Source organism: Paraburkholderia sp., assembly GCF_036488795.1.
Classification (GTDB): domain Bacteria; phylum Pseudomonadota; class Gammaproteobacteria; order Burkholderiales; family Burkholderiaceae; genus Paraburkholderia.
On the sequence record NZ_DASXHA010000106.1, the window covers coordinates 48,238 to 75,157 of the forward strand.

Genomic DNA, 26,920 nt, shown 5'->3' on the forward strand with positions numbered 1-26,920 from the left:
CCTGCAAGCGGCGGTGCTTGTTATGATCGTCGGCCCATCAGGATTTAGCCACGGAGAAAACATGAGCGACGTCGACGCGCAATTTGCCAAAGCCCACGAAGAGGTGCAACAACTGCCGGAGCGGCCGGGCAACCTCACGCTGCTGCGTCTGTACGCGTTGTACAAGCAGGCCACCAAGGGCGATGTGCACGGCGACAAGCCGGGTTTCACCGACATCGTCGGCAAGTACAAATACGACGCGTGGGCCGCAATGAAGGGCACCTCGCAGGACGCGGCAAAGCAGCAATACGTCGAACTGGTCGAATCGCTGAAAAACGGCGCGTCGGCCTGACGCCGGCGGCCCGAACCCGGCGGCTTGATCCGGCGCCTCGCCTCGCAAGCACCGCCGACGGCCGCCAGAGGTCAAGCCAGATCAAAATACCAGCGGCAAATACGCCTTTCCCCTGGAAATGTCTTAAATGTGGCGCGGTGCAGCAAAACCCTATACAATGCTGCCTGCGCTTCACTGCTTTGCCCGGCTTTCTCCCAGCGGCCTTTGCGGCGCAGCGCCTCGTAGCGTTTTGCTCCAATCCAGTTTAGAACCTGTCCCCTCCTGCCTAGCCCCCTACGGGCGATCATGTACCAGGCTGGCGACACGCCGTGTTGGCATGTCGCAACCGATACAGCTTCTAACGAAAAGCTCGCCTTCATTGTTGCGAGCTGCCCCCGTTTTTCGATTTGCTCGCTGCTTCTTTGCTCGCTGAATCCGACGACTTGGGTATGCCGATTGGCGCCGACGTTTTAATTCCCTGTGCATCAAGGATTCTCATGACTTCGAGCAATACCCCCAGCAGCCCGTTGAACGCCATCGCCGATCAAGCCCTCGGTCTCGCCGACGCACCCGCGCAAGCAGCAGTTGCCGCTACGCAAGCCGTCGCCGCTGAAACCACGGCCCCGACCGGCCCGACGTTCGCGTCGCTCGGTCTGTCCGCGGACGTCGTCTCCGCGTTGACCGCCGCTGGCTATCAAAACCCCACGCCGGTTCAGCAACGCGCGATCCCTGCCGGCATCGCCGGCCGCGACCTGATGGTCTCCAGCCCGACCGGTTCGGGCAAGACCGCCGCGTTCATGCTGCCCGCCATCGAGCGTTTCTCGCAGTTGCAAAAGGCGCAGGCCAGCCAGCCGCGCGAGCCGCGTCCGGCCGATGGCGCCCGCACCCGCCGTCCGCAACCGGTCGCCCGTCCGACCATGCTGGTTCTGACACCGACCCGCGAACTCGCGATGCAGGTCACCACCGCTGCTGCCACCTACGGCAAGCATCTGAAGCGCCTGCGTACCGTCAGCATTCTGGGCGGCGTCGCCTACGGTCAGCAATTGATGCTGCTGGCGAAGAACCCGGAAATCCTGGTTGCCACGCCGGGTCGTCTGATCGACCATCTGGAGCGCGGCCGTATCGATCTGTCGCAACTGCAGATCCTCGTGCTCGACGAAGCCGACCGCATGCTGGATATGGGCTTCATCGAAGACATCGAAACCATCGTCGCCGCTACGCCGGCTACGCGTCAAACGATGCTGTTCTCGGCCACGCTCGACGGCAAGATCACTTCGCTGACCGGCCGCCTGCTGAAGGATCCGGAGCGTATCGAGATCGTGCAACGCATGGAACAGCGCACCAACATCGCGCAAACCGTCCACTACGTCGACGACCGCGATCACAAGGACCGTCTGCTCGACCATCTGCTGCGCGACTCCGGCCTCGATCAGGCCATCGTCTTCACGGCAACCAAGATGGACGCCGACCAGCTCGCCGGCCGTCTTGCCGACGCCGGCTTCGAATCGGCCGCCCTGCACGGCGACCTGCCGCAAGGCGCGCGTAACCGCACGATCCGCGCGCTGCGCGAGCGCCGTGTGCGCGTGCTGGTGGCCACCGACGTCGCCGCTCGCGGGATCGACATCCCGGGCATCACCCACGTGTTCAACTACGACCTGCCGAAGTTCGCTGAAGACTACGTGCACCGTATCGGCCGTACCGGCCGTGCTGGCCGCTCGGGCGTCGCCGTGAGCCTCGTGCATCACGCCGAACAGGGCGCGCTCAAGCGCATCGAGCGCTTCGTGCGCACTCCGCTGCCGGTCAACGTCGTCGCGGGCTTCGAGCCGCGCAAGTCGGCGCCGTCGGGCAATGGCCGTCCGGGCTTCGGCGGCCGTGGCCGTCCTGGCGGTGGCAACGGCGGCGGCCGTCGTTTCGGTAGCGGCAGTGGCGCAGGCAAGCCGGCCGGTAACGGCGGCGGCGCGCGCAGCGGTAGCGGCAATGGCGGCGGCTGGGCCGGCAAGTCTGCCGGCGGCGGTTCGCGCGAAGGCTACGGTGGCTCGCGTGACGGCGGCTACGGCGCACGCCGCAGCGACGGTCCGCGTACCGCACGTCGTGGTAGCTAAAACATCCACGGTGAGCCTTACGGCTCGCTGAAAAGATATCGGACGGTCCTGTACCGTCACGACGTCACAAGAAACCGGTGCTCAGGCACCGGTTTTTTTTCGCCCTGTGGACTCACCTTCCACATTTCACGATGTGGAAAATTTTTTTGCGTCGTAAAAAAGCGTGCTGCGTGGCACAACTGCGCCTATTGCAGCAGGGGAAATTGCTTTTCTCAATGCGATATGGAACACGCAATGACTTGATTTAATTAAACAAAAAATCTCAAACAAAGCGTGACAAGCGCCTACTGCGCCTCTCCTGTTTTGCCTAGACTCTTATATAAGACTTCACGAACCACCGGCCGTTCGGAACACCCTGACGGCCAACGCTTCGTCGAAGACAAGGTTCACATTCCACTTACCAGGCAATTCAAGGAGCACGCCATGACGTCACGCCAGGAACAAGCACAGCAACTCCAGCAGCAATGGGAAACGGATTCGCGCTGGAACGGCATCAAGCGCACGTACACCGCTGATGATGTGGTGCGTCTGCGCGGTTCAGTGCCGGTTGAGCACACGCTCGCCAAACGCGGCGCGGAAAAGTTGTGGGAGTCGATCCACAGCGAGCCGTTCGTCAACGCGCTCGGTGCGTTGACCGGCAACCAGGCCATGCAGCAAGTGAAGGCCGGTTTGAAGGCGATCTATCTGTCGGGCTGGCAGGTGGCGGGCGACGCCAATGTCGCGGGCGAAATGTACCCGGACCAGTCGCTGTATCCGGCGAATTCGGTGCCGCTCGTCGTCAAGCGCATCAACAACACGCTGACGCGCGCTGACCAGATCCAGTGGTCCGAAGGCAAGAACCCGGGCGACGAAGGCTACGTCGATTTCTTCGCGCCGATCGTCGCGGACGCTGAAGCCGGTTTTGGCGGCGTGCTCAATGCGTTCGAACTGATGAAGGCGATGATCGAGGCCGGCGCCGCAGGCGTGCACTTCGAAGACCAGCTGGCCTCCGTGAAGAAGTGCGGCCATATGGGCGGCAAGGTGCTGGTGCCGACTCGCGAGAACATCGCCAAGCTGACGGCCGCGCGCCTCGCCGCCGACGTCTCCGGCACGCCGACCGTGCTGCTGGCCCGCACGGACGCGGAAGCGGCTGACCTCGTCACGTCGGACATCGACGACAACGACAAGCCGTTCCTGACCGGCGAGCGCACCGTGGAAGGTTTCTATCGCACGAAGCCGGGCATCGAACAGGCAATTTCGCGCGGCCTCGCCTACGCGCCGTATGCCGACATGATCTGGTGCGAAACCGGCAAGCCGGATCTGGAGTTCGCCAAGAAATTCGCCGAGGCGATCCACAAGGAATTCCCGGGCAAGCTGCTGTCGTATAACTGCTCGCCGTCGTTCAACTGGAAGAAGAATCTCGACGACGCGACGATCGCCAAGTTCCAGAAAGAACTGGGCGCCATGGGCTACAAGTTCCAGTTCATCACGCTGGCCGGTTTCCACGCGCTGAACTACTCGATGTTCAACCTCGCGCACGGCTACGCCCGCAATCAGATGACCGCGTTCGTCGAAATGCAGCAGGCTGAATTCGCGGCCGCTGAAAAGGGCTTCACTGCCGTGAAGCATCAGCGCGAAGTCGGCACCGGCTACTTCGACGCCGTGACGCAAACGGTCGAACGCGACGCTTCGACGACCGCGCTGCATGGCTCGACGGAAGACGAGCAGTTCTTCGACAAGAAGGTGGCGTAAGCGCACGCAGCCCGCAGACGGGCTGCTGCGCAGTTCGCGCTGGAATGGAACGCCGAAGCACCGAGGCAAGCGGCCCCGCCAGAGGGCCGCGGTCAGGGGAACACGCCACAACGGGCGAGCCGGCAAAGCTATCTGGCGAGGGACTCGCGGGACTGAGCGAATCCGGGCGGGCGTCGAACCTGGGAGACGGAAGCGGCACGGTGCGCCGCGCGCAAGGCGGCGCGGCGGCCTCATCGCCGGCGCGTTTTTCCTGTGAATCCTGCTGCAACGCGGCGCACGGCATCACGCGCAAATTGCGGGAACGCGATCCCCGCTAGCGATACACGATGACCGGAATCTTCGTATGCGTGAGCACGCGTTGCGTCTCGCTGCCGATCAGCAGACTGCCCAGCCCGCGGCGTCCGTGCGAGGCCATGAAGATCACGTCGCAGCCGCCCTTCTCGGCCGCTTCGATGATGCCGAGATACGGCGCAGGATGCACGCTGGTGTGGCAATCGAAGCTCACGCCGACATTGCGTGCCGCTCGCTCGACTTCCTGCAGATGCACGCGCGCCTCGCGCTCGCTGCGCTCGAGGAAGTCCACGGGCGGCTCGATCACCACTTCGGAGAACGGCGAATACGGATATTGCGGCAGGCAGGCGTAAGCGGTCACGCGCGCGCCGACGGCCTGAGCGAGATCGATTGCTCCTTCGATCGCTTTTCGTGAGAGGTCGGAACCATCGGTCGGAACCAGGATGTGTTTGAACATGGTGTCCTCCGTCGTCGACTGCGGCTGGGGCTGTCCATGCCACCGGTGGCCCATGCCCCGAAACACCGGCCGCCCCAATCGATTGTAGTGCGCCGAAACGGACGCGGCGCCCGCTTGCGGGTCTGTCCGCATATCGGAAACCCGCGCCGCGCGTGGCTTCGAGCGAATACGTCGGCTTCACCCCCAATAACCGGGATGACCGTAGGTATGTTTAAGAAAGTCCAGAAAGAGCCGCACGCGCAGCGGCAAATGGCGGCGCTGCGGAAACACCGCGTGAATGCCGATGGGCGGTGCGGCGAACCCGTCGAGCACGCTGACAAGACGCCCGGCGGCGATGTCCGTGCCGACCTCCCACCACGAGCGCCAGGCCAGACCATAGCCTTCGAGACACCACTCGTGCAGCACCGCGCCGTCCGAGCATTCCATCGTGCCGGAGACCTTGATGGACACCACCTTGTCGTCCTGCTGGAACATCCAGCCACGCTGCTGGTTGGCGCTCGCGCCGAGCGCGAGACAATCGTGGTGCGCCAGATCGGCGAGGCTCTGCGGCGAGCCGCGCCGCGTCAGATAGGCAGGCGAGGCGACGCACACGCGGCGGTTGTCGGCGAGGCGCAACGACACCAGCGACGAATCCGGCAATTCGCCCAGCCGCACGGCGCAGTCGAAGCCTTCGTTGACCAGATCCACGAAACGGTCGGACAGATCGAGCGTGATCGATACGTCCGGATGCGCGGCGGCGAAGGCCGGTACCAGTGGCGCCACGTGCCGCCGCCCGAAGCCCGCCGGCGCGGACACGCGCAGATGGCCGCTGGCCTTGATGCCGCCGGCCGACACGCTCGCCTCGGCGTTCTGCATGTCCTGCATGACGCGCTGACAGTCTTCCAGAAACGCCGAGCCTTCGAAGGTCAGCGTCAGCTTGCGGGTGGTGCGCACCAGCAACTTGACGCCGAGCCGCTCTTCGAGCGCGTCGATGCGCCGCCCGATGATGGCGGGCGCCACGCCTTCGGCCTGCGCCGCGGCGGACAGGCTGCCCCTGGCCGCGACGGTAATGAACGTCTCGATCTGCTTGAAGCGGTCCATAAATGGATGAAAACCGGAGGCGCCCGAAAACGCCTCAAAAATGAGGATGCGCGTCAGATTAGGTGCATGAAAGTAAAAAATCAAGTGATGTTTAGCCTCTTTTTAGCCGTCTGACTTCACTAATACAATCCGTCCTGACCTCGAACTGGAGCGCACGGCAATGTCGGCCACAACGACACCCTTCCCCGAAGCAGTCATCTTCGACGCCTACGGCACGCTGTTCGACGTGCATTCGGCGGTGGCTGCGGCGCAGCAGATGTCCCCGGGCCACGGCAATACGCTCTCGCAGTTGTGGCGGCTCAAGCAAATCGAACCCACCCGGCCGCGCACACTCGCCGCCCCCGCGGGTTCGCGCTATCAGCCGTTCCGGACCATCACGCTCGACACCCTGCGCTTTGCCGCGCACAAGCCCGGTCTGACGCTCACGGCCGCCGCGCAACAGCGCCTGATGGACGAATCCGCATGCCTGTCGGCGCGTCCTGATGCGATGGCCCGCTTGCGTCAGCTGCACGACGTTTTTCCAGAAGACCTCGCGTCGCCCTGGCCGTGCACCGTTTGCCTACGCCCCACGCGCCACAGCCCCGGCACGTGATGGCAAGCGCAACCGTGCCGAGGCGACACCTGCCGGCGCACCAGCCGACCTCATCCCAATCAACCCATTCATCACACGCATCGTTGCACTCTGACCGACCAAGGAGAAAACATGGCGAACACGCTTTCATCATCGCAGTTGCCGCAGGGCATGGAAATCACGGCTGAGATCAAGCCGGGTTATGAATCGGTTCTCACGCGTGACGCGCTCGAACTCGTCGCGGCGCTGCATCGAAGCTTCGAGCCGCGTCGCCAGGCACTCCTGAAAGCGCGCGTCGAACGCACCCGGCGGCTCGACGCCGGCGAGCGTCCCGACTTCCTGACCGAAACGAAGGACATCCGCGCAGGCGACTGGAAGATCGCACCGCTGCCGCAGGATCTGCAGTGCCGCCGCGTCGAAATCACCGGGCCGGTCGAGCGCAAGATGATCATCAACGCGCTGAACTCGGGCGCGGATTCGTACATGACCGACTTCGAAGACTCGAACGCTCCGAGCTGGGACAACCAGATCAGCGGTCATATCAATCTGAAGGACGCGATTCGCCGCACCATTTCGCTCGAACAGAATGGCAAGTCGTACAGGCTGAACGACAAGGTGGCGACGCTCATCGTGCGGCCGCGCGGCTGGCATCTCGACGAGAAGCACGTGAAGGTGGACGGCCAGCGCGTGTCCGGCGGCATCTTCGATTTCGCGCTCTACCTGTTCCACAACGCAAAGGAATTGCTGGCGCGCGGCTCGGGCCCATACTTCTACTTGCCGAAGCTGGAGAGCCATCTCGAAGCGCGTCTGTGGAACGACATCTTCGTCGCCGCGCAGGAAGCGGTCGGCGTGCCGCGCGGTACGATTCGCGCCACCGTGCTGATCGAAACCATTCTTGCCGCCTTCGAAATGGACGAGATCCTCTACGAACTGCGCGAACATAGCGCCGGGCTGAATGCAGGCCGTTGGGACTACATCTTTTCGGCGATCAAGAAGTTCAAGACCGACGAGGACTTTTGCCTCGCGGACCGTTCGCAGATCACGATGACCTCGCCCTTCATGCGCGCCTATGCATTGCTGTTGCTGAAGACCTGCCATCACCGCAATGCACCGGCCATTGGCGGCATGAGCGCGCTGATTCCGATCAGGCACGACCCCGCCGCGAACGACAAGGCCATGGCCGGCGTGCGTTCGGACAAGGCGCGCGACGCCGGCGACGGTTACGACGGCGGCTGGGTTGCCCATCCGGGTCTCGTGCCGATCGCCATGGAAGAGTTCACCAGGGTGCTGGGCGACCGGCCGAACCAGATCGGCAAGCAACGCGACGACGTGCAGGTCGGCGCGCAAGACCTGCTGGACTTCCGCCCGGAAACGCCTATTACGGAAGCGGGTCTGCGCAACAACATCAACGTCGGGATTCACTATCTCGGTTCGTGGCTGGCGGGCAATGGCTGTGTGCCGATCCACAACCTGATGGAAGATGCCGCGACCGCGGAGATTTCGCGCTCGCAGGTCTGGCAGTGGATCCGCTCGCCGAAGGGCAAGCTCGACGACGGCCGCAAGGTGAGCGCTGAGCTGGTGCGCGAACTGTCCGCTCAGGAACTGGACAAGGTGAAGCAGGCAGTGGGCGGCGACACGAAGCCGTATGAGCGCGCCGCGCAAATCTTCGAAGAGATGTCCACGTCCGCACAGTTCACCGACTTCCTGACGCTGCCGCTGTACGAGGAAATCTGAGGCGCAATACGCTGCTTCAGATGGATTGAATCGAGCCGGGCCGCATTGCAATTGAAGCGGCTTCGCTCACAAGTCTGACCGACCGGACGGCGCCGCGGGTTCAAGCTTGCGGGGCCGTTTTTTTCCTTCGTCCTAGCGTGAATGAGCCTGACTGTGCGTGCCCTCGCGTGCACGCCGATGTTCGACCCAATCGCCGCAGCGGATTTCCGGCAAGCCCTTCACCGCCTGCCGTGTGACCGGATAGAAACGGCAAAGCAGCGCTTCGCCTTCGACTTCCACACTCACCTCGCGCGCCACGAACAGTCCCTCGACGCCCGGATAGACCTCTTCGATCTCATCGAGCACGGCCACCAGAGCCGGGTCGATTTCGTAGACGTCGCCACGCACCGGCTGGCCCGCTGCGTCCGGTACAAAACCCGGATACGCGCCGAAGTCGAACAGGTGTCCGCGCAGGGTGGCGCTGCCGAGCAAGACCGGTTCGGCGATGTCGTGCCGCGCGGCGGCCTGGTTGATGTCGTTGATCTCGCCGGCCCGCAGGGTGCCGTACACGAAAACCTTCTTCATCGTCGTGGCTCATCTCTTTCTGCCTGAATCAGACGAGCGGCGTGCTTGAGACGAGCACGCCGTCAATATCCGCATACACCCAGTCACCCGGTTTGACGATGGAACCCGGCAAGCGCACCGGCACATCGCGTTCGCCGACGCCGCGCTTCTGGCCGCGTTGCGGATGCGTCGCAAGCGCCATCAAGCCGACATTGCATTCGTTCAGTTCGAGCGTGTCACGCATGCAGCCGTACACGATCACGCCGGCCCAGCCGTTCTTTTCCGCCAGTTGCGCGAGATTGCCGCCCACCAGCGCGCAGCGCAGGCTGCCGCCGCCGTCGACCACCAGCACGCGGTGTGCGCCTTTCTCTTCGAGCGTGGCGCGCACCAGCCCGTTGTCCTCGAATACCTTGAGCGTGACGGCCTCGCCCTTGAAGCACGCCGTGCGGCCAAAGCGCTGAAAGACCGGCTCGAGTACACGTAGCGTGCCGGCGGCCAACTGGTCTTCGTGCGCGTCGCACAGGTCTGCTGTTGCAAAGGTCATGGCTGTCTCCGGTTCCATACAAGAGGGACGCTGCAGGTGCAACGAAACGCCAGCATTATGCCCCTGCGGGCCGACCTGCCGCAGTCTGCAAAAAATCCGCGCCGGTTCGCCGCGGCGGGCACGGAACGCTCGACGCCCTACAATGGAAGCATTCATCGCAGCAAGCTTCTACACTCCGCGTCCACGTCATGAATTCGTCAGCTACGCCCGCTCTTTCGACACGCGTTGATTTCGCCGACATTCCGCCCGAATTCGCGCCGACCCGCACGCATCCGATCCGCGTGCGCTCGCGACCCATGCCCGCCGGCGTGCGCATTGCGCGTCATACGCACGCGTGGGCGCAGGTGGCCTATGCGTCGCGCGGCGTGTTGCGCGTAGCCACGCTCGGCACCACGTGGATGGTGCCGCCGTCGCGCGCCATCTGGGTACCGCCGCATGTCACGCACGAAGTGGTGATCGTCGAGGAGGCGTATCTGCGCACGCTCTATATCGACGAAAACGCGGTGCCGCCGACGCTTGACGCATGCCGCGTGGTCGAAGTGTCGAACCTGTTGCGCGAGGTGATCGCCGCACTCGGGGTGCCGGGGTTGTCGAATGCGCGCGAACAGTTGCTGGGCGCACTCGCGCTCGACGAGCTGACCCGCTCCGAACCGTTGCCGCTGTCCGTGCCGATGCCCAGCGAGAAGCGTCTGCGCGCGCTATGCGAAGCCGTGATCGCCGCTCCGGCCAACTCCGATTCGCTCGAACAGTGGGCGGCGAGCGTCGGGGCGAGCACCCGTACCATCGCGCGCCTGTTTCGTCAGGAATTGGGCGTGAGCTTTTCGCAGTGGCGTCAGCAGGCGGTTCTGGCGCGCGCCATTCCGTTACTGAACCAGGGGCGTCCGCTCGCGCACGTCGCCCAGGAACTGGGCTACCAGAGCCAGAGCGCATTCTCCGCGATGTTCCGGCGCGCGTTCGGCAAGAGCCCGCGCGCCTTCATGGAACATGGTGTGGATCACCTGGACGGGAGTGGTGAGAGTGAGGTGGAGGTGTCTGCGGGGACCGGTCCGACGGCGGTGGAACTGGCGCATACGCCGGATGAATCCGAGCCTTGATGACCTGACGCGCTCACCGCGAGACGCGGGAGACCGGAATAGCGTAAGGGCTTTCGTTAAACTTCGACTCGAACGGGTTGTTCCGAAACACCGACCACGATTATTTCGGTAATCGTCACATTGATTTCGTCCGTCAGCAAAGGCCGCTTCTCAAGGCGATTAGAACACTGACATTTTTGCTTAACTCCGGCACCCTGCACCAACAATTCACCACGTATATTTGAGCCCTGCGCGCACGACATATGCGTGGTAGCTCTGCGCACCCCACGCGCCGCTCACATTGCTCCAGACGCTCCAGTTCTTCCCGAGATCGCCATTGAGACCCAGCTTCATCTCATAGCGATTGGCCGGGTAAAGACTGCCCACCGGCAACTGGTTGAAAGAGATGGAGCTGTTCGTGCTTGCGTGCCACCAGTTAGCCGTCGCATAGAACTGTATTTTCCTGTTCGCACTGCGATGGACGGTCCGTTCGAGACGCAACCCCAGTCGGGTCACGACGCCGCTGGAGTCGGCGCCGTCCACCTGCGTGCCGTTGGGCTCGGTCAGCGAGTCTTCGTGATAGTCGATATACAGAAGCTGACCTTGCGGCACGAACACCCACTCGCCCATCAGCGGGATCGCATAACCTGATTCGCCCGATACCGCCCAACCGTAAGCGTTATAGCTGACCGTGGGCAGCTCATCACCCTGGACGTTGTTGTTGAACCATCCGTATTGGAGCGCTACGTCGGCGTAGACGCCCAGCCGATTTTCATCGTTCTGATACCACGTTGCATAGCCGCCGACGCTGTAGCCGGTTACGTTTCCGCGTGCTCGGGCTGGATTGCCCGCAGCGTCTGCATTGCTTTGGGCCGTCTCGTAAGTGGCAAGCATTCCAAGATGCAGGAGATCGGCATTGCCGATCAATTTTTTCTGGTCGACTTCGACGCCACCCTGGATCAGATACGCGTCAGTGTTCACGTGAAAGACGCCATCATAGCTGTCACTCCCTTCCGTCCGCCCTTCCATCCGAAGCCAGGCCGAGCCGGGCCGGATTGGATCGTCCGCGTCGCTTGCGCCCCGCGACAGCCCGGTGCCACGGTCGTCCAGGCTGTGAATGAAGATCTCCCCGGCTACGCGCTGGTTCGCCAGGTAAGCCGCGACTTCAGGCCTGAAAAGCGGCTGTGGCGGCGCTGGCGGACTGGGAGTCGGTGGCGGCTCGGGTGGCGTTGGTGGATTAGGCGGTACTGGCGGAGGAGGCGGCGGCGGCGGAGGTGGCGGAGGTGGCGGCTGACGTTCAGAACGCAGGTACCAATTCCCATCGGCGCTTTGTTCGCCGCCTTGAAACAGCTGATATTCATATGGGCCCGCGACGGCGCGACCGCTCAGCGCGAATGCCCCCGCTGCCGAGTGAGCGGTGTCTTGAACCTGCACCACCATGATTCCATTGTCTGCGGGAAGAGCACCCGCTCCCCCGATATTGGTGACCGTCAGGTGGGTGGCGCCGTTGGCACCGACCACGGTGCTGTTGGCGACCAGCAGATCGGATTTCCCTGCCGTACCTCCCTCATTGAGTACGCTATCAATCAGGAGCCGGCCACCGTTTGACGTGTAGGTGCCGTTGACGATCACGCGGTCACCGACGACACCATTGCTCATCGCAAGTGTGGAGTGATTGTCGAGATTGCCGGCGATCGTGAAACTTGCGCTGGGGCCGGCGGCCAACCCAGGAAAGGCACTCCCTGCGCCGATCAGGCCATCGTTGACAACGGATCCCGTCAAGGTGCCGTAGCCACCCAGCGCGCCGCCCGCGCCGACCCTGACGAGGCCGCCGCCGGCTAAAACCGCCCCGGGGTGGCTGGCATCCCCGATAGCCAGGGTACCACCGTCTGAAACACTGGACCCTCCCCCCGGACCACTGTTCCTCAACTGCCCATTCACGATCAGTGTGCCGTGCTGCACGTCGAGGGCCAGGAGACTGGCAGCGGACGTACTCACGTCGCCGCCTAAGGTCCATGTACCGCTATCCAGTGCAGTCAGGCTCGAAAATCCACTGAAGTTATTATTTGCAATCCCATTACCCTGCAGCACCAGTACGTTGTTGCTACCCGAGGTGGTAACCGCTCCATTGATCGCACTACCCGTTTGCAAAATCACCTGATAGTTACTTCCAGAGATATTGACCGCTGTGCCACTCGTTCCGGTTATTGTTCCCGAGTTAGTCAACGTTCCGCCTCCGGTGTTTTGAATCACTACACCATTGGAACCCGCAATCGTGCCACTATTGATTAACGTTCCGTTGCCTGTGCCACGCACCAGTAACGCAGGTCCTCCTGATGACGTAATCGACCCGGCGTTATTGACGGCAAACGCACCGGTATCAATCAGCAAACCAGGGCTACTAATATTTCCGTTGAGCCGCCCGGTCGCGCTTTGTGTGAGAGAACCGCCGGCGCCCAACCGGACGCCACTCGACGCGCCAGAAATGTCGCCGTCATTCACGACGGTCGCGACGCCAAAAGACAGAACCCCATAAAATGCATCACTGCCAATGCTGGCACCAAGGTGGTTACGAAGTGTGCCGCCATTGTTCAGCCAGACACCCGTAGCCAGGCCATCCGTGATCCCCTGAATCACCCCAAAGTTGTCCAGTTGTACACTGTTGGGTGTGGTCGAGCCAAGCACGATACCGCTGCCGATTGCTTTGACCGAGCCATAGTTGGTCAATTGCCAGTTTTTGGAGTTGTCGCCGGATATACCGGCACTGGACCCGGTGTTGTTGATGACAGTCCTGGCGGGCACCAGAAAAGTATCTGAAGCAGGATCCAGTAATTGCAAAAAAACCGTAGAGGTGGAACTGGGAACCGTGGTTGCCGCGTGCACTCTTTCCGCGGGCAATGCACCCGCCAACAGAGGTAAGCCTGAAGCAAGCAGGCTTATGGTCGAACGGGCCAATGGATAGTGGAAATGAAAGACGACGAACTTTGTCACAGGACATGAAGTATGCATTTTGCCTACCTCGTGGACGGCTTAATCGGACTAAACCATCGGCGTCGAAAATGCTTAAAACCATCTTAGTTCATATTTTTATTTAGTCTGAGGAAAAAAAGGAGTGCTACCGGTCGGCTAACTCCCGTAGCGGCTGGCTTGCGAGCAGTGGGTTCGACCCGGGCTGCGTAGAGGTCGAGGAGGATCGAGTGCCTGACTGGTTTCCTGTAAGCGACAGTGATGTGCCGCTTGCTGTCATCTCGGCCGCGAGCAAAGCGGTGAGCGAAGATGGGAAACCCCTGAGCGCTGCCGCCCCGCTATGTACCGTGCATAGGGTGCGCTGACGGTTTACCCAGATGCGGGGACCCGCCCGTAGGTGCCGACGTGCAGTCCGACCTAAACCCGCCGCGCCAGATGCCGGATCGCGCCCAGTTGCGCAAGCCTCGGGCCGGCGAGCTTGTAGCCCATGCGCTGATAGAGCCGCGCGGCGGGATTGTCGACGAACACCCGCAACTGCAATTCGCGCAGGCCGCGCTCACGCGCCCATTGATGCGACTTCTGCAGCAGATAAGTGCCGCCGCCGCGCCGCCGGTGTCCATCCGCGATCTGGACGTCGCGAATATGCAGCGAATCGCCTTCTTCCGTGATGCGCAACACGCCGACTGCTTCGCCATCCACTTCGAGGATGAAATTCTCCGACTCGCGCCAGCTGCCGAGGAACAGGTCGCTGCGCCAGATCAGATGGTGGCGTTGATAGTAGCCGCCCATGTTGTTGCGGGTCAGCGCTTCGGCAAACGCGAAGTCGTCCATGCTGGCTTTGCGCAACTGGAACGGCGACGGAGCATCGGTAGGGACGAACATGACGCAGCGGGCGTAAAGGGATCCAGGGTGATCCACCCCACGGTAAAGCAGCCCGTGCGCGCAGGCAATGGCTGTTTGTCCCAAGATGGACCGGGACTGGCAGGATAACGCGGAATCGCTCATCGTGACTGCGTGCGCTGCAACACGGCGGCCTGCTTACCCAGCAGGCTTGACCACGCGGCGCCAATATAACGTTTCACTTACAGAAAAACTTTCCGCGCTGCTGGGCCCATGAGCGGTGAGCCATGCTCACCGCTTCAGCTCGCAATCGCAACGCCGTCCCTTGATGCGTCAGCGCCGGTTGGACCCCGACACCACGTCGATCCACACCGCCAGAACGAGGATGCTGCCTTTGACGATCATCTGCCAGTACGCGTCGACGTCGAGCATCGACATGCCGTTGTCGAGACTGGCCATCACGAGTGCGCCAATCAGCGCGCCGTACACGGTGCCTGAGCCGCCGCGCATGGACGTGCCGCCGATAAAGCACGCGGCAATCGCATCGAGCTCGCCCATCGAGCCGGCCGAGGGCGACCCTGCCGCGAGTCGCGCCGTATTGACGATGCCGCCGAACGCGCACATCAAGCCCATCAGCGCGAAGATCGCCAGCTTCACGCGGTTCGTGTTCACCCCCGAAAGACGCGTGGCTTCGAGGTTCGACCCGACCGCGTAAATGCGCCGGCCGAATACGGTTTGCGTGGCGATCCACGTAAAGATGCCGAGCAGCGCGAGCAGCAACAGCACCGGCACCGGAATGCCGCCGTAACGGTCGAGCGTCGCCACGAACGCAAACAGGATCACGCCCGCGCCGATAATCTTCACCGCGTCCTGCCAGACCGGCACGACCGGCAACTGATAGCGCTGACGGTTGCGCCGCTGCCGCACGGTCAACAGTGCGAGCAATGCGAACAGCACCACCGCGACCGTGTCGCCGACGAGGCGCGGCAAATAGCCCTGGCCCACGAACACGAAGCTGTCGGACACGGGCGCAATGGTCGAACCGCCCGTCACGCCGAGCAAAATGCCGCGATACGCGAGCATGCCGCCCAGCCCGACGATAAACGACGGCACACGGCGATAGGTCGACCACCAGCCGTTGAAGAGGCCCATCAGCACACCGAGCGCCATCACGACCGGCACGGTGATGCCGATCGGCCAGTGGCGGTTCACATCGAGGATGGCCGCGACGCCGCCAAGCAGGCCCAGCAGCGAACCGACCGACAGGTCGATCTCGCCCGCGATGATGACGAACACCATCCCGCAGGCCAGCATGCCGGTGATCGACATCTGCCGCAACAGGTTGGACAGATTACGCGGCGTGATGAATGCGCCCTCGGTGAGGACCGAAAAGAACAGCCAGATAGCGGCTACTGCGAACAACAGCGCGAGAATCTTGTAACGCGCAAAGAGTTGCTGGAGCCGCTGCGCGCCATCGAACGAGCCGCGCGGCGCAGCGTCTTTGGGATTGGGGGAAGTGACGTCGGGAGTCATGCTGCACTCGCTCCGGTTAGGTTCGTGGATCGCCGCACGGGGCGGATCGCGGCCGTGAGTATGTCTTCTTGCGTGAGGCCGTCGTTGATGAAGTCGCCGCGCAATTCGCCCTCGCCGATCACCAGCACGCGGTCGCTGATGCCGAGCACTTCGGGCATTTCGGAGGACACCATCACAATCGACATGCCGCGCTGCGCGAGCTGCACGATCAGTTTGTAGATTTCATATTTGGCGCCGACATCGACACCGCGCGTCGGCTCGTCGAGAATCAGCACCTTCGGGTCGGTCAACAGCATGCGCGTGAGCACCGCCTTTTGCTGATTGCCGCCGGACAGGCTCGCAATCGACAGCATCGGATGCGCGGCACGCACCGACAGCCGTTTCATTTCCGTGTGGATCGTATCGAGCTCGGCGGCCGAATCGATACGCGCGCCTTTTGCAAAGCGCTGCAATACGGAGAGCGTGATGTTATGGCCGACGCTCAGCTGCGGCACGATGCCGTGACGCTTGCGATCCTCGGGCACCATGCCGATGCCCGCGCGAATCGCATCGGCGGGTGCACGAATCTTCAGCGGCTTGCCGTCGAGCAGCACCGTCGCTTCGCACACGCCCGGATAGGCGCCGAAGATTGCCTGCATCAACTCCGTGCGCCCGGCTCCCACCAGCCCCGCGACGCCGAGAATCTCGCCGCGCCTGAGCGTGAAAGACACATCGTCGACCCGCTTGCGGCGTGGATTGGTGACGTCGAAACAGGTGACGTTCCGTGCTTCGAAGATCACCTCGCCAAGCGGTCGCGGCTCGCACGGAAACAGGTTCTTGATCTCGCGGCCCACCATCATTGCGATGATGCGGTCAGTGGTCAGCGCGCGCATCGGTTCGGTCGCGACATGACGGCCGTCGCGGATCACAGTGATCGTGTCGCACACGGCTTCGACTTCGTCGAGCTTGTGCGATATGTAGACGCAGGCTACGCCGCGCCGCTTCAGATCGCGCACGATATCGAGCAGAATGCGCGTCTCCGAACCCGTCAGCGAAGACGACGGTTCGTCGAGAATCAGCAGTTTGGCGCGCTTGTTCAGCGCCTTGGCAATCTCGATCAGTTGCTGATGACCGCCGCCGTAGTTCATCACCGGCTGCGCGACGTTGATGCCTTCAATATGCAGCTCGCGCAGCAATTCGTCGGCACGCTGATACATCGCGGCGTAATTCATACGGCCGCCCGGCAGGGTGATTTCGTTGCCGAGAAAAATGTTTTCCGCCACCGACAGCTCCGGCACCAGCATCAATTCCTGATGGATGATGACAATGCCCGCGCGTTCGGTGTCGCGCACGTTTGCCGCTTTGAGCGGCTCGCCCTCCCACACTATTTCGCCATCCCAGGTACCGTACGGATAGACGCCGGACAGCACCTTCATCAGCGTCGATTTGCCCGCGCCGTTTTCGCCGCACAGGCCGACACATTCGCCCGGCGCCACCGCCAGGTCGATACCGTCGAGTGCTTTCACGCCGGAAAACGCCTTGACGATGTTGCGCATCGCCAGTAAGGGTTGCGTCATTCGCTTTTGCCTCGCTGCAATAGACGCGACGGCGGCGCTGCCTCTATGCCTGGGCACGCAGCAGCAGCCGTCGCGCGTGCTTCCCGCTTATTGGCTCGCGAGTTGTGCCTGAGTATAGAAGCCGTCCTTCACGACGACGTCCACATTGCTCTTCGTGAGCAGAGTCGGCTGCAGCAGCACGGTGTCCACCTTCTTCTTGCCGTTGTCGTACTGCGCGTTAAAGCCAGGCTTGTCACCCTTGGCGAGATCCACCGCGAGTTTCGCCGCTTCGCCGGCGATCAGCTTGAGCGGCTTGTAGACCGTCATGGTCTGCGTGCCGGCAATCACCCGGCGCACGGCTGCGAGGTCGGCATCCTGACCCGATACCGGCACCTTGCCTGCCAGATGTTGTGCTGCGAGTGCCTGGATCGCGCCGCCGGCCGTGCCGTCGTTCGAAGCGACCACCGCGTCGATCTTGTTGCTGTTCGCCGTCAGCGCGTCTTCCATGATGCGCAGCGCGGTCGATGCGCTCCACTCCGGCACCCACTGCTGGCCCACCACCTTGATATCGCCGCGGTCGATAGCGGGCTTGAGCACCTTCAACTGGCCTTCGCGCAGCATCTTCGCGTTGTTGTCGGTCGGCGCGCCGCCCAGCAGGAAGTAGTTGCCCTTGGGCTGCGCGTTGAAGACGCCTTGCGCCTGCAGTTCGCCAACCTTTTCGTTGTCGAACGAGATATAGGCATCGACGTCGGCATCGAGAATCAGGCGGTCATACGACACCACCTTGATGCCCGCTTTCTTCGCTTCGGCCACGACGTTACCGAGCGTTTTCGAATTGAACGGCACGATCACGATGACATCCACGCCGCGCGAGATCAGGTTTTCGATCTGCGAGATCTGGCGCTCCTCACTGGCATCCGCCGACTGCACCGACACTTTGGCGCCGAGCTTTTCTGCCGCGGCCACAAAATAGTCGCGATCGCGCGACCAGCGTTCGACGCGCAGGTCGTCGATACAGAAACCGATTTCCGGATGATCCTTGCTCGCGTGCGCCAGCGGCGCAGCGAGCGACAGGCTGGCGAGCACCGCTCCACACACAAGCGAACTCAGAACGGAACGACGCGTTGCGAATTTCATGTCTCACTCCTCTCTCTTTTTGACCGGCAATACCGGACTGGACGGCTCGTGCGTCAAAGCGCGCGGCCGGCTACACGACAACTCAGGACTACCCGTTTGCGACGCGGTCTGTGCGACCGCGCATTGCTTTCATGTTTCTGATGATCTGCAATTGCGCCGCGCTTGCTGCGCTTGTCTCCAGAAGCGAGGCGGCGTTTCAGGCCGGTCCGGCAAACACCGGTTCGAGGGCCCGATAAAGCGCCTGAAAAGTCGGCCGCCGTGCGTTGCGATACCACGCATGACGCACCATATCGGGTTCGCGCACGGCGAGAATCTCGGGCGTCGGACAGATCGCATCCAGCGTCCCGTCCGGCTCCAGCGCCAGATGGGCGAGCCGCGCCGCGCCCAGCGCGGGCCCGACTTCACCGCCGGCACGCAAGGTCAACGGACGGCCGGCGATATCCGCCAGCATTTGTGTCCAATAGGCGCTACGCGAACCGCCGCCGATCACCGAAATCTCATCCGGCACAAGGCCTGCTGCGTGCAGCGCATCCATGCCGTCGAGCAATGCGAAACCGACTCCTTCGAGCGTGGCGTTCGCCAGATCCGCGCGGTTCGTCTGCGGTGCGAGGCCATAGAACACGCCCTTCGCGTTGACGTTGTTATGCGGCGTGCGCTCGCCGGTCAGGTACGGCAGGAACCACGGGCGCAGATCGCGCGCTTGCGCTTGCGCATCTGCCAGCAGGGCGGCGACGTCCGCGTAGCCCGTCAGTTGCGCGGTGAAGTCGAGGCACCCTGCCGCATTGAGCATCACCGACATCAGATGCCATGTCTGCGGCAACGCGTGACAAAAACTGTGGACAGCGGATGCCGGATTCGCCAGAAAGCCGTCGGAGACCGCGAAATAGACCCCGGAGGTACCCAACGACAGCATGGCCTGCTTCGGCCTGACGATGCCCACGCCCACCGCGCCTGCGGCGTTATCCCCGCCGCCCGCGACGACTGGAATCTCACCCAGGCCCCACGCGCGCGCGAGTTCCGGCTTGAGCGTGCCGGTGATGCGATTACCTTCGAAAACGTCCGGCATCTGCTCGCGCGACAAGCCGCATGCCTCGAGCAGCGCGGGACTGTAATCGCGCCGCGCCACGTCGAGCCACAGCGTGCCTGCTGCGTCCGATGGATCGGTGGCGAAGCCGCCTGTCAGCAGATAGCGCAAATAGTCCTTCGGCAGCAACACATGCGCGATCCGCGCGAAAGTCTCAGGTTCATGTTTTCGGACCCACAGCAGCTTGGGCGCGGTAAAGCCAGGCATCGCGAGATTGCCGGCCACCGCGCGCAGTTGCGGCACGGCGGCCTCCAGCTCGCGGCACTCCACGTCCGAGCGGCCGTCGTTCCATAGAATCGCGGGACGCAGCACATCGCCCTGCGCGTCGAGCAAGGTCGCGCCGTGCATCTGACCGGTGAGACCGATTGCTTCGATCTGCGAAGCGTCGATACCGGCCGCGCGGGCCTCGGCGATCACATCCGTGACGGCCGCCGTGGTGGCCTTCCACCAGTCGTGCGGCGACTGTTCGGACCAGCGCGGCTGCGGCCGGCTTACCGATAGCGGATGCGCCGCCGTGCAACGCACGCGTCCGTCGCGATCGAGTAGCACGGCTTTGACACCTGACGTGCCCAGGTCGATACCGATGAACATGTCTCCATCCTCGTTGTTGCGCAAGTGTGCGCCCCGTCCGCCAGCCTGCCATTGCGAAACTGGCGGGACGTGCCCGTGTTTTTTACTTTTCTACGGCGCGCCCGCCGTGCCGTTCGAGACGCTTAACGCGCCCGGTGAATGGCCTGATTCACCACGTTTTCCAGCTGTTCCTGATGACCGCTTGCATGTTGCGGATTCAGGCCGCGTGCCAGCGCATCCGCGGCGAGCGACGACAGCGAATAGCCGCCCGAGCGGATCTTGCGACCGAACTCGGTCTCCCAGCCGGCGTAACGCTTCTGCCTGAACTGTTCGAGCCGGTCGTTTTCGAGCAGCGCGGCGGCACTCTCCACTGCCAGCGCGAGGTTGTCGATAGCGCCGATATGCCCATAAAACAGGTCTTCGGGATCCACGCTCTGCCGCCGGACTTTGGCGTCGAAGTTCATGCCGCCCGTCGTGAAGCCGCCGTGCTTGAGGATCTCGTAGAAGGCCAGGGTCAGCTCTTCGACGCTGTTCGGAAACTGGTCGGTATCCCAACCGTTCTGCGGATCGCCGCGGTTCGCGTCGACACTGCCGAAGATGCCGAGCGCGAACGCCGTGGCAATCTCGTGATGGAACGAGTGCCCGGCAAGCGTCGCATGATTGGCTTCGATGTTCACACGAATATCGTTCTGCAAGCCGTATTGCGTGAGAAAGCCATGCACGGTGGCGACGTCGTAGTCGTATTGATGCTTGGTCGGCTCCTGCGGTTTCGGCTCGATCAGCAGCGTGCCTTTAAAGCCGATCTTGTGCGCGTGCTCCACCACCATGCTGAGAAAGCGCGCGAACTGGTCGCGCTCGCGCACGAGGTCCGTGTTGAGCAACGTGTCGTAACCTTCGCGACCGCCCCACAGCACGTAGTTTTCGCCGCCAAGGCGCTGGGTCGTATCGAGCGCATGGGTGACCTGGGTAGCCGCATAGGCAAAAATCTCCGGGTCGGGGCTGGTCGCCGCACCGGCCGCATAGCGCGGATGCGAAAACAGGTTGGCCGTGCCCCACAGTAGCTTGATGCCGGTGTCCTGCTGCTTGCGCGCCAGATAGTCGCCGATGCGCGCGAAATTCTCGCTGTATTCCTTCAGGCTCGCACCTTCGGGGGCGACGTCGGTGTCGTGGAACGTGTAGTAAGGGGTGCCGAGTTTCGAGAAAAATTCGAACGCGGCGTCGGCCTTTTGATGGGCGCGCTCCATCGCGTCGCCCGGCTGCTGCCACGGACGGCGAAACGTGCCTTGCCCGAAGATGTCCACGCCCGGCCAGACGAAGGTGTGCCAGTAACACACGGCAATGCGCAGATGCTCTTCAAGGGTCTTGCCGAGTACACGTTTGCTGCGGTCGTAATGATGGTACGCAAGCGGATTGTCCGATTGCGGACCCTCAAAGCCGATCTTGGGAATATGTTCGAAATAGGACATGCACGTCTCCTGTTTTTGTTGCAGCGCAACCCGCGCAACGCATTCGAGCCGGGTTCGGTAAGGTGACGCCATCGTGCCAGCGCGCAGTGCCTGGCGGCAATTGCGAAATTGCGCAGGCCTTGTGATGTTTCTCACCGCTCGCGAAGTTCATACGCACACGCGCGGCAATCCCGGCCTAAAATAACCGGACGCTTAAAAAAACCGACCGGAGACAATGGCGCACAGGCTTTGCAGCTCGCGCGCCACGGAACGCGATGACCCGACCCCAGACGCCCCAAACGCCGCATCGGATTGCGCTACTGTTCAACGCCAACAAGGTCTATGACCGCGAGATCATCACCGGCATCGGTAATTACCTGCTGTCGACGCGGGTCGCGTGGGACCTGTTTCTCGAAGAGGATTTTCGTTGCCGGCTGATCGGCATCGAACGCTTCGACGGCGACGGCATCATTGCGGATTTCGACGACCCTGCGGTTTGCGAAGCGCTGCGCGGCTGTCCGCTGCCGGTGGTCGCAGTGGGCTCGTCATTCGAAGACGATAGGGAATACCCTGCCGAGCTGCCGTACATCGCCACGGATAACGCCAAACTCGTCTCGCTCGCCTATACCCATCTGATCGGCGCGGGCCTGCAGCATTTCGCGTTGTACAGTCTTCCGCAAGCACCTGAGAACCGCTGGGCGCAGCAACGTGAACTCGCCTTTGCGCAACTGCGCGCCGCCGAAGGGCGCACCGCCGAAGGGCGCACCGCCGAACAACTCGACGCGGAAATCTACCGCGGCCTGTCGACGAGCGCGCCGTCGTGGAATCAGGCGATCGAACAACTCACCGCGTGGCTCGAGAAACTGCCCAAGCCGGTGGGCATCATCGCGGTGACGGATGCACGCGCACGCCATCTGCTGCAAGCGTGCCTGATTGCCGGCATCGCCGTGCCCGAGGAGGTGGCCATCATCGGCATCGACAACGATCCGCTCACGCGCACCCTGACGCGCATTCCGCTGTCGTCCGTGATTCAGGGCACCGAGGAAATGGGCCGCACCGCTGCCCACCTGCTGCATCAGATGCTGCATGGCGCGCGTTTTCCCGGGCGGCGCATCCGCGTGCCGCCGGTGGGCATCAACGTGCTCGAATCGACGCGCCATCAGCCGCTCACGAGCCCCTATGTGATGCGCGCGCGGCACTTCATCCGGCAGTACGGCTGCCAGGGCATTCGCACCGAACAGGTGGCCGATTACGTGGGTGTGTCGCGCTCGTCGCTGGAAGAATATTTTCGGCGCGAGTTGCAATGCACCGTGCATCAGGAGATCCTGCGTCATAAGCTCGACGCCGCCAGGGCGCTGCTGGCCAAAGGCGATGCGTCGAGCGCGGAGGTTGCGATCCGTTGCGGCTTCACGTCGTTGCAGTACATGTATGCGGTGTTTCGCCGTGAACTCGGCTGCACGCCGCGCGAATATCAGGACCGTGCCAAATCCGCAGCGGCGCCAGACTAGGCACGGCCTCACTCACGCAGCTTTTTGAATCCCTTATCTCCTGCCGATATGATCAGCAACGCACGTTTTTCCTCTGAGCCCTGGGGCGCTTTGCCCGGCGGCGATGCCATCCAGCTCTTCACGTTGCGCAATGCGCACGGCATGAAGGTCGCCATCAGCGACCTCGGCGCGACGCTCGTGTCGTGGCATGCGCCGGATCGCGCGGGACGTCTCGGCGACATCCTGCTCGGTCACGATACGCCCACCGCCTACTTCAACGCGACCACCTATATGGGCGGCCTGATCGGCCGCTGGGCCAATCGTATTGCCGGTGCCCGCTTTGCGCTGGACGGCATCGAGTACACGCTCGATCGCAACGAAGGCGACAACCTGCTGCATGGCGGCACGCTCGGTTTCAATCGCATGCGCTGGGATGCCGCCGAGGACAACGGCACCCTCGTGATGCGGCTCGAATCGCCCGAGGGCGATGCAGGCTTTCCCGGCAACGTGACTGTGCAGGTGCGCTATACGCTCGATGACGACGGCACGCTGACGATCGGCTACGAAGCCATCACCGACGCGCCGACGCCGCTCAATCTGACGAGCCACCCATACTTCAATCTCACGGGCCAGGCACTCAGCGATGTGCGCGGGCACGTGGTATCCATCGACGCCGATACGTTTTTCGAAGTCGACGCGGCGATGATCCCTTCACGCCGCGCCGGCGTGGCGGGCAATGCGTTCGACTTTCGCCAAAGCGCGCCGCTCGGTGCGCGCCTCGACTGGCCGAATACGCAACTCGCCCTCGCGAGCGGTTTCGATCATTGCTATGTCCTGCACGATGCGTCCGATGCGGCTGCGGCATCGCACGCGCAGCCAGTGCGCGAAGTGGCGCGTGTGTACGATCCCGGCAGCGGCCGTGAACTCAGCGTGTTGACGGATCAATGGGGACTGCAGTTCTATACCGGCAATCACCTTGAAGGTCTCGCGGGACGCGGCGGCGTGACATACCCGAAATACGCGGGGCTGTGTCTCGAAGCCGGCGGCTTTCCCAACGAGATCAATATGGCGGACAACACCCAGGTGGTGTTGCGCGCGGGCGAGCAATACAGTCAGGTCACGCAGTACCGGCTCGGTGTTCGCAGTGGGGTTTAAGCGTGGTGAATATGCTACGCATCAAGGTCAACTAAACCACTAAGTGGGTATGCCACTGCATGGTCAGCCTCCTGTAAGTTCAAGCGTAAATCGGCGTGCTAGAGTCCCACGCGTCGTCACCATGGCGACATCGGGTCAACTGTCTATGCCCGCCCCGCGCTTAGAATGAAGGAGAAACAAAATTAACAGGACACTCACGGCAGTTGTTGCCGCAACCATTTCATTATGCTCGCTGCATGCATTTGCCGGCGGCTTCCCAGGTCCCAACTCGACGCTTAATTCGGCAGCCACCGTCAATGTCACGGGCGCGAGCAACCACAACGACGGCGGCGAGAACAAGGATCACGAAACATTGTCCATCGCCACAGTGGACAGCACCGGCCCCGTCGCCGACGCGAAATGTACGCTGACCAATTCGAAGGGGAACTGGTCACTCACGGCACCCAACGATGTCGACGTGCGCCGCTCGGATTCGGACCTGCAGATCAAATGCGAAAAGCCCGGCTACGATCCGGTCGTAACGACCCTCAAGGCCGCGAAGACGCAAATACCGCGGCCGGCATTCCACTTTGCTACCGACGGCGGCGGCGATGAGGACGCCGATGCGATGATCACGGTCCCGCAATACAATCCGTCCATCACGGTGACGTTCGGTTCGAAGCAGGCGAGCGCGAACTAAAAGGCCTGCCTGACAAGCCGGGAAGACGGATCACGCTATCCGCCTTCCCGGTGCTTCGCACGCTTGCCGAAGCATCCGCGCCGCTACGCCGGCCGCCCCCGGTCTACGCATCGAACCCCTGCCCGCTTCGTCCAATGAACGCACCTGTCGCCCCGCGTTCTCGCGCATCCGTTGGTGTGCGCTGTCACAGCACGGAAAGACGGTTCGGCAAATAATTGAGGACGTGGTCGCGCCGCGTTTCGGAAACAGGATCGCGCTGGCGTGGCCCGCAAGCCTCATCGCCCAGCGCGGATCAACCTGCGTGTCCCCGTGCTCCAACCGTCAGGCCGAGAACACCGATATGTCCAGCAAGAATCCTTCCGACGCCCGCCCTGCCGACCCTGTCTCCGCTGTGTCGCGTCGCGGCTTTCTCAAGCTCGCGGGCGCCTCCGGATTTGCCACTGCCGCAGGGGGCCTTGCCGCCGCGAGCAAAGCTGCCGTAGCCAGTCCTGCGAATGCGGACGGCACGCCGGAGCAGATCCATCTGACATGGGGCAACGATCCGTCGAGCGAGGTCGTGGTTTCGTGGGCATCGCTCGCCGCAGCGGTCAGTCCGCGCGTGCAGTTCGGTAGTGCCGGCGCGCACACGCAAACCGTGCACGGCGTGCAGCGCATCTATACCGACGGCTTGAACGGCGCGACCGTGTTCACCTATCACGCCCGCCTGCGTGGCCTCACACCCGGTGCGACCTATCAGTACACCGTCAGCGCCGACAACGACAGTAATACTGCGCAGCCATTCACCGCGAACTTCCAGACCGCGCCGCGCGGGCGCGCCCCGTTTCGCTGGACCACCTATGGCGACCTCGCCACGCCGAATACCGAATGGGTCCTCTCCTATCCGCAGAGCCGTTTTGCCGTGCAAGCGGTGGAGCGCTTCGCGCCGCTGTTTCATTTGCTCAATGGCGACCTGTGCTACGCCAATCTGAATCCGCTGCACCAGCCCGACGTATGGCGCGACTTCGGCAATAACGCCCAGGCGTCGGCCGCCAATCGTCCGTGGATGCCCTGCCCGGGCAATCACGAAATCGAATTCCACAACGGTCCGCAAGGGCTTGCGTCCTACCTCACGCGTTACGCCTTGCCGGACAACGGCAGCCGTTTTGCGGGCCGCTGGTACAGCTTTCGTGTGAGCTCAGTGCTGTTCATTTCACTCGACGCCGACGATGTGGTCTACCAGGACGCCGCTGCTTTCGTGGCAGGTCCCGACCCGCTGGTGCCGGCAGCCAGCACCGGCAATGCGCCGATCAATCCGGGCACCTCGTTCTACGTGCGCGGCTATAGCGAGGGGGAGCAGACCCGCTGGCTGGAGCAGACCTTGCGCCGGGCCTCGGAAGATCACGAGGTGGACTGGATCGTCGTGCAGATGCACCAGGACGCGTTGACATCGTCGAAGACGGGCAACGGGTCGGATAAGGGCATCCGCGAGGCATGGCTGCCGCTGTTCGACCGCTATGGCGTGGATCTCGTGGTATGCGGTCATGACCATGACTACGAGCGCAGCTATCCGGTGCGCGGTTGCAACCATCATGCGGGCTATGACGCGGCTACCGGCGCCACGGTGGATACGCTGCAGCCGCGCCCGGTCGGCCCAGCCGATCCGCAGCGCGACACCTTCGATACCACTCACGGCACGATCCACCTGATCCTCGGCGGCGGTGGGACCAGTGCACCGCTCGACGTCTACGGCGCCGATCAAGCCACCGGCATGCCGCAGGCGAAGGTGTTCACCCGCCCTAATCGCCCGGTGCCTGGGACTGCGACCAACACCTACGTGCGCAATGTCGCCGACGCCCTCGAAGACGCGGTCTGGTCGGCGCGGCGCGATACCGGCACGGGCTACGGCATTGCCGTATTCGATCACGATCCGGGTACCCCGGGCGGCGACACGACGATCACGATGAACTACTATCACGCGCCGGGCGCGGATCAGACGCCGACGTCCGACTATCAGTTGTTCGAAACGATCGTGCTGAGCAAGAAGCGTCGTCACTGAGTGGTTGGTTCATGGCG

Annotated in this window: 20 protein-coding genes and 1 pseudogene; 10 read left to right on the forward strand and 11 right to left on the reverse strand. The window is 62.8% G+C overall.

Annotated features, from left to right (window positions below; translation table 11 throughout):
• Window positions 1-61: 61 nt before the first annotated feature.
• The 3 genes from VGH41_RS15395 (at window position 62) to aceA (ending at window position 4,143) form a co-directional block, all read left to right on the forward strand.
• The gene (locus VGH41_RS15395) at window positions 62-331 is read left to right on the forward strand and encodes an acyl-CoA-binding protein (protein WP_331598330.1); all 270 of its coding nucleotides are present in this window, start codon (window positions 62-64) and stop codon (window positions 329-331) included.
• A gap of 476 nt (window positions 332-807) precedes the next feature.
• The gene (locus VGH41_RS15400; RefSeq protein ID WP_331598331.1) at window positions 808-2,412 is read left to right on the forward strand and encodes a DEAD/DEAH box helicase; all 1,605 of its coding nucleotides are present in this window, start codon (window positions 808-810) and stop codon (window positions 2,410-2,412) included.
• Window positions 2,413-2,835: 423 nt separating this feature from the next.
• Window positions 2,836-4,143: an isocitrate lyase gene (gene aceA, locus VGH41_RS15405; RefSeq protein WP_331598332.1), complete on the forward strand. Its 1,308-nt coding sequence runs from the start codon at window positions 2,836-2,838 to the stop codon at window positions 4,141-4,143.
• A 313-nt stretch (window positions 4,144-4,456) separates the two neighbouring features.
• Here aceA and VGH41_RS15410 read toward each other — a convergent pair whose 3' ends face one another.
• Window positions 4,457-4,891 carry a universal stress protein gene (locus VGH41_RS15410; protein WP_331598333.1) on the reverse strand — a complete coding sequence of 145 codons (435 nt, stop codon included), beginning with the start codon at window positions 4,889-4,891 and terminating at the stop codon, window positions 4,457-4,459.
• A 177-nt stretch (window positions 4,892-5,068) separates the two neighbouring features.
• Window positions 5,069-5,971 (reverse strand): LysR family transcriptional regulator, encoded by a 903-nt coding sequence (locus VGH41_RS15415; protein ID WP_331598334.1) that lies wholly within the window; start codon window positions 5,969-5,971, stop codon window positions 5,069-5,071.
• A gap of 160 nt (window positions 5,972-6,131) precedes the next feature.
• Between VGH41_RS15415 and VGH41_RS15420 the strand changes: the two are divergent.
• Both VGH41_RS15420 and aceB read left to right on the forward strand, forming a co-directional pair.
• A pseudogene (locus VGH41_RS15420) lies at window positions 6,132-6,479 on the forward strand (haloacid dehalogenase); the annotation flags it as partial.
• Window positions 6,480-6,674: 195 nt separating this feature from the next.
• Window positions 6,675-8,276, forward strand: coding sequence for a malate synthase A (gene aceB, locus VGH41_RS15425; protein ID WP_331598336.1), 1,602 nt, complete (start codon window positions 6,675-6,677; stop codon window positions 8,274-8,276).
• 132 nt (window positions 8,277-8,408) lie between these two features.
• Here the strand turns inward: aceB and VGH41_RS15430 are convergent, their stop codons facing one another.
• Window positions 8,409-8,840, reverse strand: coding sequence for a gamma-glutamylcyclotransferase family protein (locus tag VGH41_RS15430; RefSeq protein WP_331598337.1), 432 nt, complete (start codon window positions 8,838-8,840; stop codon window positions 8,409-8,411).
• 28 nt (window positions 8,841-8,868) lie between these two features.
• Window positions 8,869-9,363, reverse strand: coding sequence for a ribonuclease E activity regulator RraA (gene rraA, locus VGH41_RS15435; RefSeq protein ID WP_331598338.1), 495 nt, complete (start codon window positions 9,361-9,363; stop codon window positions 8,869-8,871).
• Between the two features lie 188 nt (window positions 9,364-9,551).
• On the opposite strand from rraA, the gene VGH41_RS15440 reads away from it, so the two are divergent.
• Window positions 9,552-10,457 (forward strand): helix-turn-helix transcriptional regulator, encoded by a 906-nt coding sequence (locus VGH41_RS15440; protein ID WP_331598339.1) that lies wholly within the window; start codon window positions 9,552-9,554, stop codon window positions 10,455-10,457.
• Window positions 10,458-10,664: 207 nt separating this feature from the next.
• Here VGH41_RS15440 and VGH41_RS15445 read toward each other — a convergent pair whose 3' ends face one another.
• From VGH41_RS15445 to xylA, 7 genes are all read right to left on the reverse strand, one after another.
• Entirely contained in the window at window positions 10,665-13,427 is a 2,763-nt protein-coding gene (locus VGH41_RS15445; RefSeq protein WP_331598340.1) for an autotransporter outer membrane beta-barrel domain-containing protein, read from the reverse strand.
• A 393-nt stretch (window positions 13,428-13,820) separates the two neighbouring features.
• Window positions 13,821-14,285 carry a GNAT family N-acetyltransferase gene (locus tag VGH41_RS15450; RefSeq protein WP_331598341.1) on the reverse strand — a complete coding sequence of 155 codons (465 nt, stop codon included), beginning with the start codon at window positions 14,283-14,285 and terminating at the stop codon, window positions 13,821-13,823.
• Between the two features lie 291 nt (window positions 14,286-14,576).
• Window positions 14,577-15,776, reverse strand: a complete 1,200-nt coding sequence (locus VGH41_RS15455; RefSeq protein WP_331598342.1) for a sugar ABC transporter permease — start codon at window positions 15,774-15,776, stop codon at window positions 14,577-14,579.
• Window positions 15,773-17,332 carry a D-xylose ABC transporter ATP-binding protein gene (gene xylG / locus VGH41_RS15460; RefSeq protein ID WP_331598343.1) on the reverse strand — a complete coding sequence of 520 codons (1,560 nt, stop codon included), beginning with the start codon at window positions 17,330-17,332 and terminating at the stop codon, window positions 15,773-15,775. The genes VGH41_RS15455 and xylG overlap by 4 nt, the downstream gene beginning before the upstream one ends.
• Window positions 17,333-17,419: 87 nt before the next feature.
• A complete protein-coding gene (gene xylF, locus VGH41_RS15465; RefSeq protein ID WP_331598344.1) occupies window positions 17,420-18,448 on the reverse strand; it encodes a D-xylose ABC transporter substrate-binding protein in 1,029 nt (342 codons plus the stop codon).
• 196 nt (window positions 18,449-18,644) lie between these two features.
• Complete coding sequence (xylB, locus tag VGH41_RS15470) at window positions 18,645-20,123, reverse strand: xylulokinase (RefSeq protein ID WP_331598345.1); 1,479 nt, start codon at window positions 20,121-20,123, stop codon at window positions 18,645-18,647.
• A gap of 122 nt (window positions 20,124-20,245) precedes the next feature.
• Window positions 20,246-21,568 (reverse strand): xylose isomerase, encoded by a 1,323-nt coding sequence (gene xylA / locus VGH41_RS15475; protein WP_331598346.1) that lies wholly within the window; start codon window positions 21,566-21,568, stop codon window positions 20,246-20,248.
• Between the two features lie 254 nt (window positions 21,569-21,822).
• On the opposite strand from xylA, the gene VGH41_RS15480 reads away from it, so the two are divergent.
• The 4 genes from VGH41_RS15480 (at window position 21,823) to VGH41_RS15495 (ending at window position 26,903) form a co-directional block, all read left to right on the forward strand.
• A complete protein-coding gene (locus VGH41_RS15480; protein WP_331598347.1) occupies window positions 21,823-23,055 on the forward strand; it encodes a DNA-binding transcriptional regulator in 1,233 nt (410 codons plus the stop codon).
• Window positions 23,056-23,103: 48 nt separating this feature from the next.
• Window positions 23,104-24,189, forward strand: coding sequence for an aldose epimerase family protein (locus VGH41_RS15485; RefSeq protein WP_331598348.1), 1,086 nt, complete (start codon window positions 23,104-23,106; stop codon window positions 24,187-24,189).
• Window positions 24,190-24,541: 352 nt separating this feature from the next.
• Window positions 24,542-24,868, forward strand: a complete 327-nt coding sequence (locus VGH41_RS15490) for a hypothetical protein (RefSeq protein ID WP_331598349.1) — start codon at window positions 24,542-24,544, stop codon at window positions 24,866-24,868.
• A 340-nt stretch (window positions 24,869-25,208) separates the two neighbouring features.
• Entirely contained in the window at window positions 25,209-26,903 is a 1,695-nt protein-coding gene (locus VGH41_RS15495) for a metallophosphoesterase family protein (protein ID WP_331598350.1), read from the forward strand.
• Window positions 26,904-26,920: the final 17 nt, after the last annotated feature.